14 protein-coding genes are annotated in these 15335 nt (G+C 67.9%); 5 read left to right on the forward strand and 9 right to left on the reverse strand.

Annotation, left to right across the window (positions count from 1 at the left end; translation table 11 throughout):
• Window positions 1-41 precede the first annotated feature (41 nt).
• Complete coding sequence (locus AC1RT8_RS20985) at window positions 42-1253, reverse strand: YncE family protein (RefSeq protein WP_493078049.1); 1212 nt, start codon at window positions 1251-1253, stop codon at window positions 42-44.
• Between the two features lie 12 nt (window positions 1254-1265).
• Here AC1RT8_RS20985 and AC1RT8_RS20990 point away from each other — a divergent pair, with 12 nt between their 5' ends.
• Window positions 1266-2171, forward strand: a complete 906-nt coding sequence (locus tag AC1RT8_RS20990; protein ID WP_493078051.1) for a LysR family transcriptional regulator — start codon at window positions 1266-1268, stop codon at window positions 2169-2171.
• Between the two features lie 4 nt (window positions 2172-2175).
• Here the strand turns inward: AC1RT8_RS20990 and AC1RT8_RS20995 are convergent, their stop codons facing one another.
• Together AC1RT8_RS20995 and AC1RT8_RS21000 are read right to left on the reverse strand one after the other, a co-directional pair.
• A complete protein-coding gene (locus AC1RT8_RS20995) occupies window positions 2176-3360 on the reverse strand; it encodes an MFS transporter (RefSeq protein ID WP_493078052.1) in 1185 nt (394 codons plus the stop codon).
• A 17-nt stretch (window positions 3361-3377) separates the two neighbouring features.
• Complete coding sequence (locus AC1RT8_RS21000) at window positions 3378-4412, reverse strand: aldo/keto reductase (protein WP_493078053.1); 1035 nt, start codon at window positions 4410-4412, stop codon at window positions 3378-3380.
• 96 nt (window positions 4413-4508) lie between these two features.
• Between AC1RT8_RS21000 and AC1RT8_RS21005 the strand changes: the two genes are divergently transcribed.
• Window positions 4509-5402 carry a LysR family transcriptional regulator gene (locus AC1RT8_RS21005; RefSeq protein ID WP_493078054.1) on the forward strand — a complete coding sequence of 298 codons (894 nt, stop codon included), beginning with the start codon at window positions 4509-4511 and terminating at the stop codon, window positions 5400-5402.
• 152 nt (window positions 5403-5554) lie between these two features.
• Here the strand turns inward: AC1RT8_RS21005 and AC1RT8_RS21010 are convergent, their stop codons facing one another.
• Window positions 5555-8050: an ABC transporter permease gene (locus AC1RT8_RS21010; protein ID WP_493078056.1), complete on the reverse strand. Its 2496-nt coding sequence runs from the start codon at window positions 8048-8050 to the stop codon at window positions 5555-5557.
• Window positions 8047-8721, reverse strand: coding sequence for an ABC transporter ATP-binding protein (locus AC1RT8_RS21015; RefSeq protein ID WP_493078058.1), 675 nt, complete (start codon window positions 8719-8721; stop codon window positions 8047-8049). The genes AC1RT8_RS21010 and AC1RT8_RS21015 overlap by 4 nt, the downstream gene beginning before the upstream one ends.
• A 56-nt stretch (window positions 8722-8777) precedes the next feature.
• Between AC1RT8_RS21015 and AC1RT8_RS21020 the strand changes: the two genes are divergently transcribed.
• The 3 genes from AC1RT8_RS21020 (at window position 8778) to AC1RT8_RS21030 (ending at window position 10692) form a co-directional block, all read left to right on the forward strand.
• Complete coding sequence (locus AC1RT8_RS21020) at window positions 8778-9428, forward strand: arylesterase (protein WP_493078274.1); 651 nt, start codon at window positions 8778-8780, stop codon at window positions 9426-9428.
• A gap of 430 nt (window positions 9429-9858) precedes the next feature.
• On the forward strand, window positions 9859-10203 hold the full coding sequence (locus tag AC1RT8_RS21025; RefSeq protein WP_493078060.1) for an ArsR/SmtB family transcription factor: 345 nt from the start codon (window positions 9859-9861) through the stop codon (window positions 10201-10203).
• A gap of 3 nt (window positions 10204-10206) precedes the next feature.
• Window positions 10207-10692, forward strand: a complete 486-nt coding sequence (locus AC1RT8_RS21030; protein ID WP_493078061.1) for an SRPBCC domain-containing protein — start codon at window positions 10207-10209, stop codon at window positions 10690-10692.
• Between the two features lie 18 nt (window positions 10693-10710).
• Here AC1RT8_RS21030 and AC1RT8_RS21035 read toward each other — a convergent pair whose 3' ends face one another.
• The 4 genes from AC1RT8_RS21035 to AC1RT8_RS21050 are packed head-to-tail and all read right to left on the reverse strand — an operon-like array spanning window position 10711 to window position 15312.
• Window positions 10711-12246: a DHA2 family efflux MFS transporter permease subunit gene (locus AC1RT8_RS21035; protein ID WP_493078062.1), complete on the reverse strand. Its 1536-nt coding sequence runs from the start codon at window positions 12244-12246 to the stop codon at window positions 10711-10713.
• Window positions 12246-13436, reverse strand: a complete 1191-nt coding sequence (locus AC1RT8_RS21040; RefSeq protein ID WP_493078276.1) for an HlyD family secretion protein — start codon at window positions 13434-13436, stop codon at window positions 12246-12248. The genes AC1RT8_RS21035 and AC1RT8_RS21040 overlap by 1 nt, the downstream gene beginning before the upstream one ends.
• 5 nt (window positions 13437-13441) lie before the next feature.
• On the reverse strand, window positions 13442-14851 hold the full coding sequence (locus AC1RT8_RS21045) for an efflux transporter outer membrane subunit (protein ID WP_493078064.1): 1410 nt from the start codon (window positions 14849-14851) through the stop codon (window positions 13442-13444).
• Window positions 14842-15312: a MarR family winged helix-turn-helix transcriptional regulator gene (locus AC1RT8_RS21050; RefSeq protein ID WP_493078066.1), complete on the reverse strand. Its 471-nt coding sequence runs from the start codon at window positions 15310-15312 to the stop codon at window positions 14842-14844. The genes AC1RT8_RS21045 and AC1RT8_RS21050 overlap by 10 nt, the downstream gene beginning before the upstream one ends.
• Window positions 15313-15335: the final 23 nt, after the last annotated feature.

Consider the following 15335-nt stretch of genomic DNA (forward strand, 5'->3'; position numbering starts at 1 on the left):
CGGCCTTCATTCTGGGCGAATTCGGCCGATGGCTGAGGTCTCTAGCCGGGCGATCGCCCGAGCGTCGCCGGGCCGCCGTTCTCGAAGATGATGGGGCTGAGGCGGACAAGGCGATCCTCCACGCGCTTGAACAGGTGCAGGCGCCGGTCCTCGATGCTTTCCGCTGCGATAAGATCGCTGGATACGAACATCGCACCTTGAGCCCAGGCGCCGATCTTTGCCCTGTCCACGACAACCAGCCTGCGGTCTCTGATTGCGAGCAACACGACCTCGCTATCGGGTGAGTAGCGCGGGTCGGCGCGGTCGATCGTGCTCATATTCTGGTTCGCGGTGACCACAAACCTCCCATCGGCCGAGCAATCCACGCCTTCGGGGGACGGCCCGACGCTGACGGTGTCGATCGCCCGGACTGGTTCAGCACGCAGGTCGATCAGGCTGATCGTGTCCCTATCACCCGACACCGTCCCGAAATTGCCCACCACCGCGTAACCGGTGTTGCCGCAGACGGCGATCGATGCGGGATAGAGGCCGGTGCTGATTTCCCGAAACGGCCGCGGCTCGATCTCCGTGCCGTGCCGCCGGAACAGCGCGACCCGGTTGCTGCCGGCAAAGGTGATCGCGAGAGAGCGGCCGTCGGGCAGGAACGCCATGGCCAGCGGCCGCGAGCCCTTGTCGAATCTGAGACGGCTCGCGATCTCGGCGCGCTTTCCCGCGACGCGCAGGATCGTGGCGCTGTCGTCGTCGGCGTGAGTGACGATCATCATGGCGCCGTCGGGGCTCAGCGTAGCCGATGTGCCGGCAAGACCAAGGCGTAGTGTCTGCACCAGCCGAGGCGCGTCACCGGATAGATCGATGATGGAGAGCGTATCGATCAGCACGAGTGTCCGGGGAGCATCGGCGGCACGGCCGTTTGCCGCCGGCACGAAGGCCAGGCGCCGATCCGGCGTGATGGCGATCGAGGCTGGCGGCCCCTGGAAGCTGACCGGGACATCGATCGTTCCCGATCGCCGCAGCGATCCCGAGACGAGATCGAAAAACACCACCTGATCGGGCGTTATCCGCTCGGGAGGCACTGCGTCGCTTCCGACCAGCCGTGCGTCTGCCTCCAGACCGACGGCGAGGATGGTTTCTTGCGCCGCTCCGGGCGACGCGGCGAGCAGGCACGAAGCCAGGATGATTCGATTCAGCATATCCATAGTGTCGGCACATCGGGGCGGGAGCGGTAGGCGGTGACAATGATGCGGGCTGTTCACTAGAAGTGAGCAATGGAGCGCGAAAATCTTTCCCAGCTAAACATCTTTGTCTCGGTCGCACGGGTCAGCAGTTTCCGCGAAGCCGGGCGCCAATTGAATCTGTCGTCGTCGGCGATCAGCCAGTCGATCGCGCGGCTCGAGCGATCGCTCGCCACCCGCCTGTTCGAACGCTCGACCCGCAGCGTCCAACTCACCCCCGAGGGCGAGCAGTTATTGGCTCAGGTGGCGCCGGCGCTGACGAGCATCGAACAGGCGATGGAGACCAGCCGTACAAAACCGGGCGAGGTGCGCGGGCGCCTGCGGATCACTGCGCCGCGTCTCTGCACGACCTTTCTGTTGGCAGATCGCCTGGCTGCCTTTGTCCGGGCCTATCCCTCCATTCAACTCGAGATCGACGTCGACGACAGCATGGTCGATATCGTCGGTGCGGGTTTCGACGCCGGCATCAGGCTGCACGAGCAGCTCGAGCGCGATACGATCGCCGTCCCCATTGGCGGGCCGCAAAGAATGATCGCGGTCGCATCGCCTGCTTTCCTAGCGGAATATGCTGCGCCGGCTCACCCCCGCGATCTGCTCGGCCTGCCGTGCATTGCGTTGCGGCTGGAGAGCGGGAGGCTGCACCCATGGCAGTTCGAAAAAGGCGGCGCGCCCTTGAATGTCGCGGTTCAAGGGCCGCTGATCGTCAACGATGACGATCTTGCCCTGACGCTGTGTCGCGATGGGGCCGGTATCGGGTTCCTCTTCGAGGCGAGCCTTCGGGAAGATCTTGAGTCGGGCCGGCTGATCTCCCTGCTCGAAGATTGGAGTCCACCCTTTTCGGGCTTCTACCTTTATCATACCGGCCATCGTCATGTACGCCCTCCGCTCCGCGCGTTCATTGACTGGATGCGGCGGTCGTTCGCCGCCGGCGTGCGGTAACGCGCTATCCTGCTTCTCCGGCGAGGGGCCGCTCGCCAGGGGCGCCGGCAGGACGGTGGGCCAGGAACAGGACCATCGCCAGGCCGAGCGCCGAGGTTGCCGCCCCAGCAAGCGCAACCGCCGGATAACCCAGACGAGCGGCGATCACCGCGCCGCCGAGCGCCGCGCCGATGGCGTTGCCGAGATTGAAGGCGCCGATGTTGACCGACGAGGCCAGGTTCGGCGCGTCCGCGGCGGCCGCCATGACCCTGAGCTGCAGCGGCGGCACCAGCGCGAAGCTCGCCACACCCCAGAGAAACACGAGAAGGGCGGTCGGTGCCGGCTGACGCATGAAAAGCGCAAAGGCGATCAGCACCACCGAGAGCCCGCCAAGCGTGACGATCAGCGTGCGATCCACCGACCGGTCGGCGAACTTGCCGCCCAGCCAGTTTCCGACCGTCAGGCCAACGCCATAGGTCATCAGCATGGCGGTGACGAAGCCGAGCGACGCGTTCGTCTCCTCGCGCAGGATCGGCGCGACATAGGTGAAGACGGTGAACATGGCGCTCGAACCGAGCACGGTCAGCGCGAGCGCCGCGATCACCGGCCCGCGCGTCAGCACGCGCAGTTCCGCCATCATGTCGCCGCCGGCCGGAGTCGGCATGGGCGGCAAGGTCAGGCGGAGCGCCGCCATGGTCACCAGACCAAGCCCGGCGATGCCCCAGAAGGACGCGCGCCAGCCGAGCTGATCGCCAGCCCAGGTGGCCAGCGGCACGCCCACCACATTGGCGATCGTCAGCCCCATGAACATCGCCGCCACGGCGCCGGCGCGCCGATCGGCCGGCACGAGGCTCGCCGCCACGACCGAACCGACGCCGAAAAAGGCGCCGTGGTTCAGCGAGGTGACGACGCGCGCGATGAGCAGCATGCCATAGCCGCCCGACACCGCCGACAGCAGGTTGCCGATCGTGAAGATGGCGGCGAGCCCGATCAGCAGGGTCCGGCGCGGAATTCGGCCTGTGGTCAGTGTCATCAGCGGCGCGCCGAGCATGACGCCCAGCGCATAGGCGCTGATCAGCAATCCGGCCGCCGGGATCGAGACGTGCAGATCCTGCGCGATCACGGGCAGCAGACCCATTGGCGCGAACTCGGTCACGCCGATGCCGAAGGCGCCTGCCGCGAGGGCGAGAAGAGGAGCATTGAGTTTCATGGAAATAGCCTCGACGATCAGACCAAAGGCGGATTGAGGCGGGCAAAGCCCTCCTGCTGCCGATAGGGGGTGTGGGGGTAAGGCGGCAGGACGGCGCTTGCGGCATCCAGCGCCGCGATCTGCGCAGGGCTCAGCGACCAGCCGACGGCACCGAGATTGTCGCGAAGCTGCACTTCGTTGCGCGCGCCGATGATGACGGAGGAGACAGTCGGACGCTGCAGCAACCAGTTGATCGCGACCTGCGGCACACTCTTCCCGGTTTCTTCGGCGACCGCGTCAAGCGCATCGACGACGCGGTAGAGATGCTCGTCCTCGACCGGCGGCGCAAAGGCGGCGGTCTGGTGCAGGCGGCTCCCTTCCGGAATCGGCGCGTCACGGCGGACCTTGCCGGTCAGCCGGCCCCAGCCGAGCGGGCTCCACACCAGCGCGCCGACACCCTGGTCGGCGGCGAGCGGCATCAAATCATCCTCATAGGAACGGCCGATCAGAGAATAATAGACCTGATGCGCGACCATGCGCGGCCACCCGTGACGGTCGGCGGCGGCCAGCGCCTTCATCACCTGCCAGCCCGGATAGTTGGAGACGCCGGCGTACCGCACCTTGCCCGCGGCAATCAGCATGTCGAGCGTGACGAGCAGTTCCTCGACCGGCGTCGAGGCATCGAAGGCGTGAAGCTGAAGCAGGTCGATATGATCCGTGCCGAGGCGCGCCAGGGCACCCTCGACCGACCGGGTCAGGCGCGCCCGGGACACGCCCCAGTCGCCGGGACCGTCACCCATCGGCAGGCCGGTCTTGGTGGAGATCAGCACGGCATCGCGCCGGCCGCGGATCGCCTCGCCCAGCACGCGCTCCGACGCACCGTCCGAATAGACATCGGCGGTATCGAACAGGTTGACGCCCGCCTCGAGGCAGATGTCGATCAGCCGGCGTGCCTCCGCGGCATCGCTCTGGCCCCAGGCACTGAACAGCGGGCCGGATCCGCCGAACGTACCTGCGCCGAAGCTGAGCACGGGGACGCGCAAGCCCGACGCCCCCAGTTGACGATAGTCCATGATTGACCCTTTCTGTATCTCGAAGCACAGATGGGCCGTATGGATGAGGGGCGGTAGCCCATCGTAGCGCCAAGGATTTGTGATATGGATACACAGATGATTGCCACGACTGACAGGGCGCGGGCTCTGGAGGTGTTTGCGGCAGTGGCGGCGGCGGGCAGTTTCTCGGGGGCAGGCCGCTCGCTTGGCCTGACGCCGTCAGCGGTCGGGCGGACGATCGACCGCATCGAGGCCCGGCTCGGCGTCCGGTTGCTGTTGCGCACGACACGAGCGCTGACGCTCACCGCCGAGGGACAGGCCTATCTCAGCGCGGCCCGGCGCATCCTGACCGACCTCGACGATGCCGAGCAGGCGATCGCCGACCAGGGCGCGCCGCGCGGGCGCCTGAGGGTCAGCGCGTCCCTCTCGCATGGCCGGCTATGCGTCGTACCGCTGCTCGGCGCGTTCGTGCAGCTTCATCCGCACATCCTGCTCGACATCAATCTGACCGACGCGGTGGTCGATATCGCGGGCGGCCAGGCGGATGTCGGCGTGCGCTTTGGCCCGTTGACGGACAGTCCGCTGACCGCACGCAAGCTGGGCGAGACGGGCCGTGTGATCGTCGCCTCGCCCGGCTATCTGGCGCGGCATGGGACGCCGAAGGTTCCCGAGGATCTGCACCGCCACAACTGCCTCAGTTTCAACTTCCGCCGCGCCGAGCCGATCTGGCCGTTCCGCAGTGACGGGCAGGAATATGTGCTGAGCGTGCACGGCAGCATCGAGGCGAATAACGGCGAGACGCTGGGGCAATTGGCGGTCGCGGGGGTCGGCGTGGCGCGCGTGGGGGCGTTCAGCGTAATCGATGACATCGCGGCGGGCCGGCTGGTGCCGTTGCTCGAGGAATATAATCCCGGCGATGTGGAGACGATCCACGCCGTGTTTGTCGGCGGAACGAATGTGCCGGCACGGGTGCGGGCCTTTGTCGACTTCCTGGCCGAGCGGTTGCGATAGGCGGAATCCGCGCAATCTCTTATGTTGACCAACGCTGTGAAAGAGCGAAGCGACACACCCAACAGCGCGCCGCCGAACCGCACATTGCCGTCATTCGCGGAGGCATTGAATCAAGACACGATTCGGCGCCGAGTGCCGGGCCTCCCTGACGGTCAATCCTCCCGTAGCGCCGTTGCGGGTCGCACGTTCAGCACCGGCAGGCTGCCGAGCACGCCGATGCCGAGGGTTACCAGGATCGAGGCGGCCAGGGTCAGCGCGACCACGCCCCAATCCGGCGCCCATGGGAGATCGAACACCTGCACGATGACGTACCACCCTGCCCCTGCCCCGATCGCCAGCGCCACGCCGGCGAGCAGCAAACCGAGCAGCGCATATTCCATCGCCTGGACCGCCAGCACCTGCGCCCGGCTGCCGCCGAGCAGCTTCAGGATCACCGCATCCATCCGGCGGGCACGGGCCGAGGCAGCGACCGCGCCGACCAGCACGGCGATGCCGGCCGCCACCGTCACGGCCGCGGCGGCACGGACGGCGAAAGCGATGCGGCCGAGCAGCTCGCCCAGCTGCCCGATCACATCGCCGACCCGGATCAAGGTGACCGAGGGCAGGGCCGCGCCGACTTCGCGCGCGATCTGTCCGTCACGGCCCGGCAGTGCATAGACGCTGGCGAGCAGGCTGTGCGGCGCTTCCTCGATCAGGCCGGGCGAGAAGACGATCGCGAAGTTCAGGCCGAGCCCGCTCCAGTCGATCGTGCGCAGCGCGGCGATTCGGGCCGGCACGTCGACACCGAGCACAGCGACGGTGATCTCGTCACCGATCTTCAAGCCGAGCGCAGCGGCCGCCTTGTCCTCGATCGAGACGAGGGGCGGGCCGCGATAGTCGGCGGGCCACCATTTGCCGGCGCTGATCGTGTTGCGCGCCGGCAGGGTCGTCGCCCAGGTGATGGTGCGGTCTCCGCGCAACACCCAGGCGTCCTCGGGCAGGTTCTTCATGTCGGTCACGCGCTGTCCCTTGAGCGCCACGACCGAGCCACGCAGCGACGGCGTCGCTTCGAACCGCGCGCCTGGTGCGGCGCGCCTGACGGCGATGCGGAAGGTCGCTGCGTCCTCGGGCTGGAGATCGATCGCGAAGAAGCGCGGTGCCTTGGCCGGGGCGGCATTGGCCATCTCGCTGGACAGGCTGGTGTCAATCACGGCCAGCGCGACGAACAGCGAGAAGCCGAGGCCGAGTGCGACCACCAGCCGGTCGGTCTGAGCGCCGGGCCGGTGGAGATTGGCGAGCGCCATGCGCAACAGCGGGCGGCGCGGGCGCGGCAGTCTGGCGATGCCACGCCGGAGCGCCAGCCCGATCAGCCATAGCGCGATGATCAGGACCGCGATCGCGCCGACGAAGCCAAGCGCGAGGATCGGGTCCGACGCGGTGAGCACGGCGAGCGCGACCAGCGCGGCGAGCAGACCGGCCATCGCTCCGACCACCCGCCACGACGGCAGATGGCGCCGGGCGACAGCGCCACGCAGCAACCGCGCCGCGGGGACGCTGCGCGCCCGGGCCAGTGCCGGAAGCGCGAACAGAACGCCGACGATCAGACCAAGCGCTGCCGCGCTCAGCAAGGGTGCGGGATAGAGAGCGAGGCGTGGCGGTACGGGCAGCGCGTCACCCGCGAAGGCAGTAACGATCGCCGGTACCGCCGCGCCGAGGACCAGGCCGCCGCCGATGCCCGCGCCGGCGACCAGGCCGAGCTGGATCAGGAACATCGAGGCGATCGTGCTCGACCGTGCTCCCAGCACCTTGAGCGTTGCGATGATCGGCGTCTTGCCGGCGAGATAGGCGCTGACGCCGCTGCCGACCCCCACGCCGGCAATGGCCAGCGCAGCGAGGCCGACGAGCAAGAGGAACTGGCCGAGCTGGGCAATGCCGCGCCGGAGCCCGCCAGCAGCGCTGTCGGCGGTGCGGTCCGACCAGCCCGCGCCCGGGAAGCGCGCGGTCAGGCGCTTGCCCAGCGCCTCGGCATCGATGCCCGGCGGGAGCGCCAGGCGGTAGCGGCTCTCATACAGGCTGCCCGGCTGCACCGCATTGGTCGCGTCGAGCCCGGCCATGTCGACGATCACCCGCGGACCGAAGCTGAAGCCGTCGCCCAGCGCGTCCGGCTCCTCGGCGATGATGCCGATCACCGCGAGGCGCGCGGTACCAATGCGGATATGGTCGCCGACCTTCAACCCCAGCCGGTCGGCGAGCGCGGGGGCGATGGCTGCCTGTCTACCGTGCGGTCGCGGAGCAGTGGCGCCGGGAGCGAGCCTGAAGCTGCCGACGAGTGGCCAGCGATCGTCGACCCCTTTGAGGTCGATCAATGTAGGCGTCGCCCCATCCTCGGGCTGGACCATCGCGCGCATGGCGACCGTTTCCGACGTGGGTCCCCGCGCGGCGAAGGCAGCGCTCTCCTCGACCGTCGCTCGGCGCTGCGAAATGCGCATCTGCAGATCGCCCCCGAGCATTGCCCGGCTCTGCCCCTCCAGCGCTGAGAGGATGCTGGCCGAGAGGCTGCCGATCCCGGCGAGCGCGGCGGTGCCGAGGAACAGGCATAAGGCGAGCAGCATCAGGCCGCGCCCGCCGCGCCGAAGATCCCGCAGCGCCAGCCGCCAGGCGAGACTCACGCGCGACGCCGGTCAGCGACGATGCGGCCGTCGGCAAGCTCGATCACGCGGGCGCAGCGTGCCGCCAGCGCGGGATCGTGCGTGATCACGAACAGGGTCGCGCCGGTATCGCGGTGGCGCGCGAAGAGCAGGTCCATGATCGCGGCACCGGTCGCCGTGTCGAGATTGCCGGTCGGCTCGTCGGCGAACAGCAAGGCCGGGCGCGGGGCAAGTGCGCGGGCGATAGCCACGCGCTGCTGCTCGCCCCCGGACAGTTGGGCGGGATAGTGATCGAGCCGGTGGCCCAGCCCCACCCCTTCCAATTCTGCGACGGCCCGCTCGAACGCATCGCGCTCGCCGGCCAGTTCGAGCGGCACGGCAACATTCTCCAGTGCGGTCATGGTCGGGAGCAGGTGAAAGGCCTGGAGTACGATACCGATCCGCCCGCGGCGGGCGACCGCCAGCGCATCCTCGTCGAGCGTGGCGAAATCCAGGCCGGTCACGCCGACCGCACCGCTGCTCGGCCGCTCGAGCCCGGAGAGGATCGCCATCAACGACGATTTGCCCGACCCCGACGGTCCGAGCAGGGCAACGCTGTCCCCGGTCGCGACCGACAGGTCGATCCCGTGCAGGATCTGGACGCGGGCGGGTGGTTGCCCGAGCGCCAGCGTGACTCCGCCCGCAACGATCACGTTGCTTTCGGATGGTGGAAGCGTATCCGGTGAGCCGGCCGATGCTGAGGAAGATGATGGTGCCACGATTCCTGCGATATGGCGTGCTTCGGCGGCTTGTCCAACTCGGGCTGTTGCTGGCGCTCACCGCGGCGGCCCCGGCACCGCCCAAAAAGCTGGTCTGGGCGTTCGGCGACAGCCTGATGGCGGGCCTCGGCCTGCCGCCCGACCAGGGATATGTACCGCAACTCCAGCGCGCGCTCCGACAAGCCGGGGTCGATGCCGAGGTGCGCAATGGCGGGGTGTCGGGCGACACCGCAGCGCAGGGACGGGCGCGGGTGCTGTGGGGCCTGCGCGGACTCGGGCGGAAACCCGATCTCGTCCTGCTCGAACTCGGCGCGAACGACATGCTGCGCGGCCTGCCGACCGACCAGGTCGCAAGCAACCTCGACCGGATCCTGGCCGAACTGAAGCGGCGCCAGATACCGGTGCTGATCATGGGCATGCGCGCCGCGCCCAATCTCGGGACCGACTATCGCGGCGCATTCGAAAGCATCTATCCGCGCCTGGCGAAGCGCCATGGCGTACCGCTCTACCCCTTCTTCCTCGACGGCGTAGCTGGCAACCGTACCCTGATCCAGGCCGACGGGTTGCACCCCAATGCCAGGGGAGTCGCGATCGTGGTGCGCAGGACCTTGCCGGCGGTGCAGGCGGGGCTCCGGCGATAGCCTGGCCGACCGAGTCGACTCGCCGTTTCGGGCCAACTAACAGGGAGAATAGCGGAAAAAATTTCCTCCCTGTTATGTTGGATTCAACACGGGTTTTTCCGCTTTCGTATCAACACCTTATTTGATACCCTCCCTGTTATGCGGAACAGGGAGAGAAATCGCGCATAACAGGGAGCCCGCGCTGCATAACAGGGAACCCTATTTAGCCGGCGATGTGAAAGAGCGCGACCAACGCCTGGCGGTCTCGTGTCCGGCGACATCATGCCGCGCTTTTCGACAGGATTGAATCGACCCGATCAGAGCAGGATGCGCGGGCGATGGTCGTGCAAGCGCTGCACGGAGACGGGCTTCCGCATCGACAGGTAAAGGTTGGCCGCAAGCGGCCTGGTGCCTGCTTGACTCTTATATTGCTATTTGGCTATATAGCCGAATGACGATGCAAACGAACCCCGGCCTCGATGCCGTCTTCTCCGCGCTCGGCGACCCCACGCGACGCGCCATTCTCGCGCGGCTCAGCCTCGGTGAGGCGAGTGTCTCCGAACTCATGCGCCCCTTCTCGCTCAGCCAGCCGACCATCTCGAAGCACCTCAAGGTGTTGGAGAATGCCGGCCTGATCGAGGGCGGCCGCGATGCACAGCGCCGGCCCCGCCGGCTGCGCGCCGAGGCGATGAAGGACATGGCCGACTGGATCGAGCCGTTCCGCCGACTGTGGGAGCGCCGCTTCGACAATCTCGACCAACATCTGGCCGCCCAGGCCGCGAAAGAGGAGGACTGACCCATGTTCACTGCCACCGACACCGACAACGACCTCATCAACCCCACCGGCTTCACGATCGATCGCGATACGAACACGATCCGCTTCACGCGCGCTTTCGACGCCCCCTCCATCCGCGTCTTCGAAGCGTGGACTCAGCCCGAGCAGATCGCCGGCTGGTGGGATCCGGCGGGCGAGCGCCTCAGTTCCTGTGAGATCGATCTGCGCCCGGGCGGTGCCTTCCGCTTCGTCAGCGGGCATCATCCCGACCGGCCCTTTTCCGGCATCTATCGGGAGATCGCGCCGCCGCACCTGATCGTATTCGACGCCAATGGCGCGGTCGGCCGAGTCATGCTCGACGAGGTCGCGGGCAGGACTCGCATGACCGTCGAGATCCAGTGCCAGTCGAGCGAGCATCTCGACCAGTATATGCAGATGGGCGTGCATCTCGGCACCAGCCGGACGCTCGACAATCTCGTCGCCTTTGTCGGTAAAGGTCCGGTCGGCTGAGGTCGCTCGGCCGCGACCTCAATCCGCCGCGATCGGGCCTTTCGGCGGTTGCGGACGGCGGGTCAGCCAGACCATGAAGACCAGGATCGCGCAGAGCCAGGCGGAGAGGCGGAACAGGTCGGTCGAGGCGAGCAGATAGGCCTGGCCGACCATCTGGCGGGTAATCGCGCCGGCCGCCTGGACATCGCTCATGCCGAGACCATGGAGCGCCTCGCGCGCTGCCTGGAATGGCGCGCCGGTGCCGACGGCTTCGGACAAATGGCTCTGGTGAAGCGCCTCGCGTCGGTCCCAGGCCGTGGTGGTGATCGAGGCGGCGAAGCTGCCCGCGGTGATGCGGGCGAAGTTCGAGATGCCCGATGCCGAGGGAATCCGCTCCGGCGGGATGCCGTCGAGCGAGATCGTGATCATCGCCAGGAAGAAGGTGCTCATCGCCACGCCCTGGACGAGCAAGGGCAGCATGAAATCCCATTCGCTCGCGCCGGTCGTGTAGCCGGCGCGCATATAATAGGAGATGCCGAACGCCACGAAGGCGATCGAGGCGAGGATGCGCGCATCGATCTTGCCTGAGGCGCGGGCGACGAAAGGCGTGAGGACTACCGCGACCAACCCGCTGGGCGCCGCGACGAGGCCCGCCCAGGTCGCGGTGTAGCCGAGCTGGGTCTGTAGCCAGAGTGGCAGGATCAGCGTGTTGGCGAAGAACACCGCATAGCCGAGGCAGAAGGCGATCGATCCGAACAGGAAGTTGCGGTTCCTGAACAGGGTCAGGTCGACCGTCGGGTTGGCGTCGGTCAGTTCCCAGATCACCCAGGCGGCAAAACCGATCACCGCGATGACGGCCATCACGACGATGCGGGTGGAATTGAACCAGTCGTCGTTCTTGCCGAGATCGAGCATCATCTGCAGCGACCCGACCCACAAAACGAGCAGGATCAGCCCGACCTGGTCGATCGGCAGTTTCCGCGTCGGGGTCTCGCGGGTGCGCAGGCTCTGCCAGCAGACGAACGCGCAGAACAGGCCGACCGGCACGTTGATCAGGAAGATCCAGCTCCAGTGATAATTGTCGGAGATATAACCGCCCAGGATCGGCCCCATGATCGGCGCGACCAGGGTGGTGATCGACCAGATGCCGAGCGCGGTGGAACGCTTGTTCGGAGGGAAGATCGCGATCAGCAGCGCCTGGCTGCCCGGGATCATCGGGCCCGACACGGCGCCCTGCAGGATGCGGAATCCGATCAGCGACGGCAGATCCCAGGCGATGCCGCACAGGAAGGAGGCGAAGGTGAACAGCAGCACCGAGACGCTGAAGGTCTTCACCACGCCGAACCGGCCCATCAGCCAGCCGGTCAGCGGCACGGCCACGCCGTTGGCGACGGCAAAGGCAGTGACGATCCAGGTGGAATTGTCGCTGCTGACGCCGAGATTGCCGGCGATCGTCGGCAGCGAGACATTGGCGATGGTCGAATCGAGCACCTGCATGAAGGTGCCGAGCGCCAGCGCGAACGCCGTCAAGGCTAGAGCACCGCCCCGGAGCGGCGCCTGGGCGGCGCCGGACATCAGCGGTTCGCCGCGATGATCTGCGCGATGCGCGCCTCGACCCTGGTGTCACCGCCATCGGAGGTGCCGTCCCGATACACCAGACGCGCCGGCGCACCGACCCGCGCGCCGCTGACATCGGCGGTGTCGATCGTGGCGTTGACCGAGAGGCCGACACGCAGCGGATTACGCTGCAGCTCGCCCCGGTCGAGCGCGATGCGCACCGGCAGGCGCTGCACCACCTTGATCCAGTTGCCGCTCGCATTCTGCGGCGGGAGCAGCGCGAAGGCACTGCCGCTGCCGGCGCCGAGACCGATGACGCGGCCGTGATAGACGATGCCGCTGCCATACATGTCAGCGGTCACCGTCGCGGGCTGGCCGATGCGGATGTCCTTCAGCTGGGTCTCGCGGAAATTGGCGTCGACCCAGACGCGGTCGAGCGGCACAACCGCCATCAGCGGCGTGCCCGCCGCGACCTGCTGGCCGAGCTGCACGGTGCGCTGCGCGACGACGCCGTCGATCGGCGCGGTGATGTGCATATGGCTGTGCGCGATGGCGGCGCGGCGATAGGCGGCGATAGCGGCGAGCACCGCCGGGTTGGTCGAGACGGTGGTGCCCTGCACGCCGGTGCGCGACTGGGCCTGCTGGCTGCGCGCGAGGGCGAGATTGGCCTGGGCGACCTTCACCGCATCGACGGCGTGACTCAGTTCTTCGCCGGAGACGGCGCCTTCGGCCGCCGCGCCGCGACGGCGAGTGAGATCGTTCTGAGCGCGGGCAAGCTCGGCCTGGGCCTGGCCCACCGCAGCGCCGGTTTCATTGAGCTTCGAGAAATCGGACCGAGTCGAGCGCACCGCCCGAGCCAGTTCGGCCTCCGCGGCGGCGAGGCCGACGTCCACCGTGGCGGGATCGAGATCGAGCAAGGGCTGACCGGCGCGAACCGTCTGGGTATTGTCGGCATGGATCGCGAGGATAGTACCCGGATCGCGCGCGGTAATGGAGACGACGTCGCCCGCGACATAGGCGTCGTCGGTTTCCTGCTCCGGGCTGGCGAGCAGGAAGTGGAACACCGCCCACATGATCGCCGCGATGGCGACGAGCACAGCCAGGACGGTCAGGCCACGCCGGCGTGCAGTCGGATTGCCGCGCGCCGGCGCGGTTGTTTCGCTTCCGGCGGCGGCCGGCGTCTCGGCAGGCAGGTCGATCTTTTCCATCTTGGTCATTTCGGGTCCTTCGGATCGAAGCCGCCGCCCAGCGCCATGACCAGCGCGACGCGCTGGCTGGCGGCATCGGCCGCGAGATTGGCATCGGACTGCTGCGCGTCGAGCAGCCGCACATCATTGTCGACAAGGCCGAGACGGGATTCGAGCCCGCTCGACACGCGGATCGTGTTGAGGCGTCCGGTTTCGGCAAAGCCGCGCACCACCTCGGCCTGGCGCGCGCGATCTTCGGCGAGGCTGCGGATGCGGGTCAGCGCATCGGCCGCTTCGCGCACCGCGCCGACGACCTTCTCGTTGTAATCGGCGATTGCGACATCCACGCTGGCGGTCGCGCCTTCGAGGCCAGCCTTCAGCCGGCCATTGTCGAAGATCGGCAGATGGATCGCAGCACCACCACCCACGGTGCCGGCATCGGCGTTGACGAGATTGCCCACGCCGATCGCCTGCAGCCCGACCAGTGCCGACAGGTTGACGTCCGGATAGAAGGCACGCCGCGCGGCCAGCCGACCCTGTGACGCCGCGTCGATCCGCGCGAGCGAGGCTGCCACATCCGCCCGGCGTGCGAGCAGGTCAGCCGGAATCGTCGCAGGCAGCGACAGGGCGGCATCGAGCTGGAGCGTCGCGGGGGCGATGGTGGCGGGATAATCCACGCCGCGTCCAGCGAGGGCGGCCAGCGCATTCGCCGCGAGCCCGCGCTGTGCCCTGGCGCGCACCAGCGCCTGCTGCGCCTGGGCGAGCAGGGTCTGGGCCGCCTGTGCGTCGAGATCGCTCGCCAGCTTGTTGCGGATGCGCACCCGCACCAGCCGGAGCGAGCCCTCACGTGTTGCGATGGTGCGCTGAGCGAGCGCCGCGAGCCGTTCGGCACGGGCAAGCTCGATATAGGTCTGCACCACCGACCCGGCGAGCGCGAGGCGCGCCGCCGTCGCGTCGAGCACCGCTGCGCGGGTCGACGCGCGGGCGCCGGCGATCACCGCCTTTTGCCGACCGAACAGGTCGAGATTCCAGTTCAGACCGGCCTGACCCTGGCCGATGAAACGCGTGGTGCCGGCAAAGGGCGGCGGGATCTCGTAGCGGCCGCTCAGCCGGGCGACCTGCGCCTGGGCATCGAACGCCGCATCGGGGCCGTTCTCGGCGCGCTGGCTCGCGAGGATCGCGCTTGCCTGGCGCACACGGGCGAGGGCAGCGTCGAGCGTCGGATTGCCGGCCTGGGCATCGGCGACCAGCCGGTCGAGCTGCGGATCGCCGAACGAGCGCCACCAATCATCGGCGATCGCCGGGAAGGCGGCGTCGGTAGCACCGGTCAGGCCGAGCGCGGAATCGGCGATCGGGGCGACCTCGGGTCGCGACGCTGGAATCGCGCAGCCGGCCAGCAATGCCGTGGTGGCGAGTGCCAGAGCGGTCAGGCGCATGAGGGTTCTCCGACCTGGGCCTCAAGCGATGTCCGCAAGCGCTGCAGATGGCCGATCAACTGCGCGGCATCCTCCCGCGACCAGTCGACCAGCCAACCGTTCCACCGGTCTACGACGCCGTGCATACAGCGCTCGGCGATCTCCCGGCCCTTGTCGGTCAGCACGAGATTGATTACGCGCCGGTCGCCCTCGTCCCGGTCCCGGGCGAGAAAACCCCGCTCCTCCAGCGAGTCGACCAGACGGGTGGTGGCGCCCTTGTCATGGCCCAGATCATGGGCAAGCGCGCGGCAGGTTTCACCGCGGCCATGCCAGATCGACACCAGCGCAGACCATTGCAGATACGAGACGTCCTCCTCGGCGAAGATCGGTTCGAGCCCGACCAGCGCAGCCTGGAAGATGCGCTTCGTCAGATAGCCGACCGAGACGTCGGGGTTGAACTCCTCGTGCGTGTAGATCGGCACGTCGTTGCTCCAGCAATGATTGC

It is taken from the genome of Sphingomonas sp. GW821-FHT10F11, from assembly GCF_058809095.1.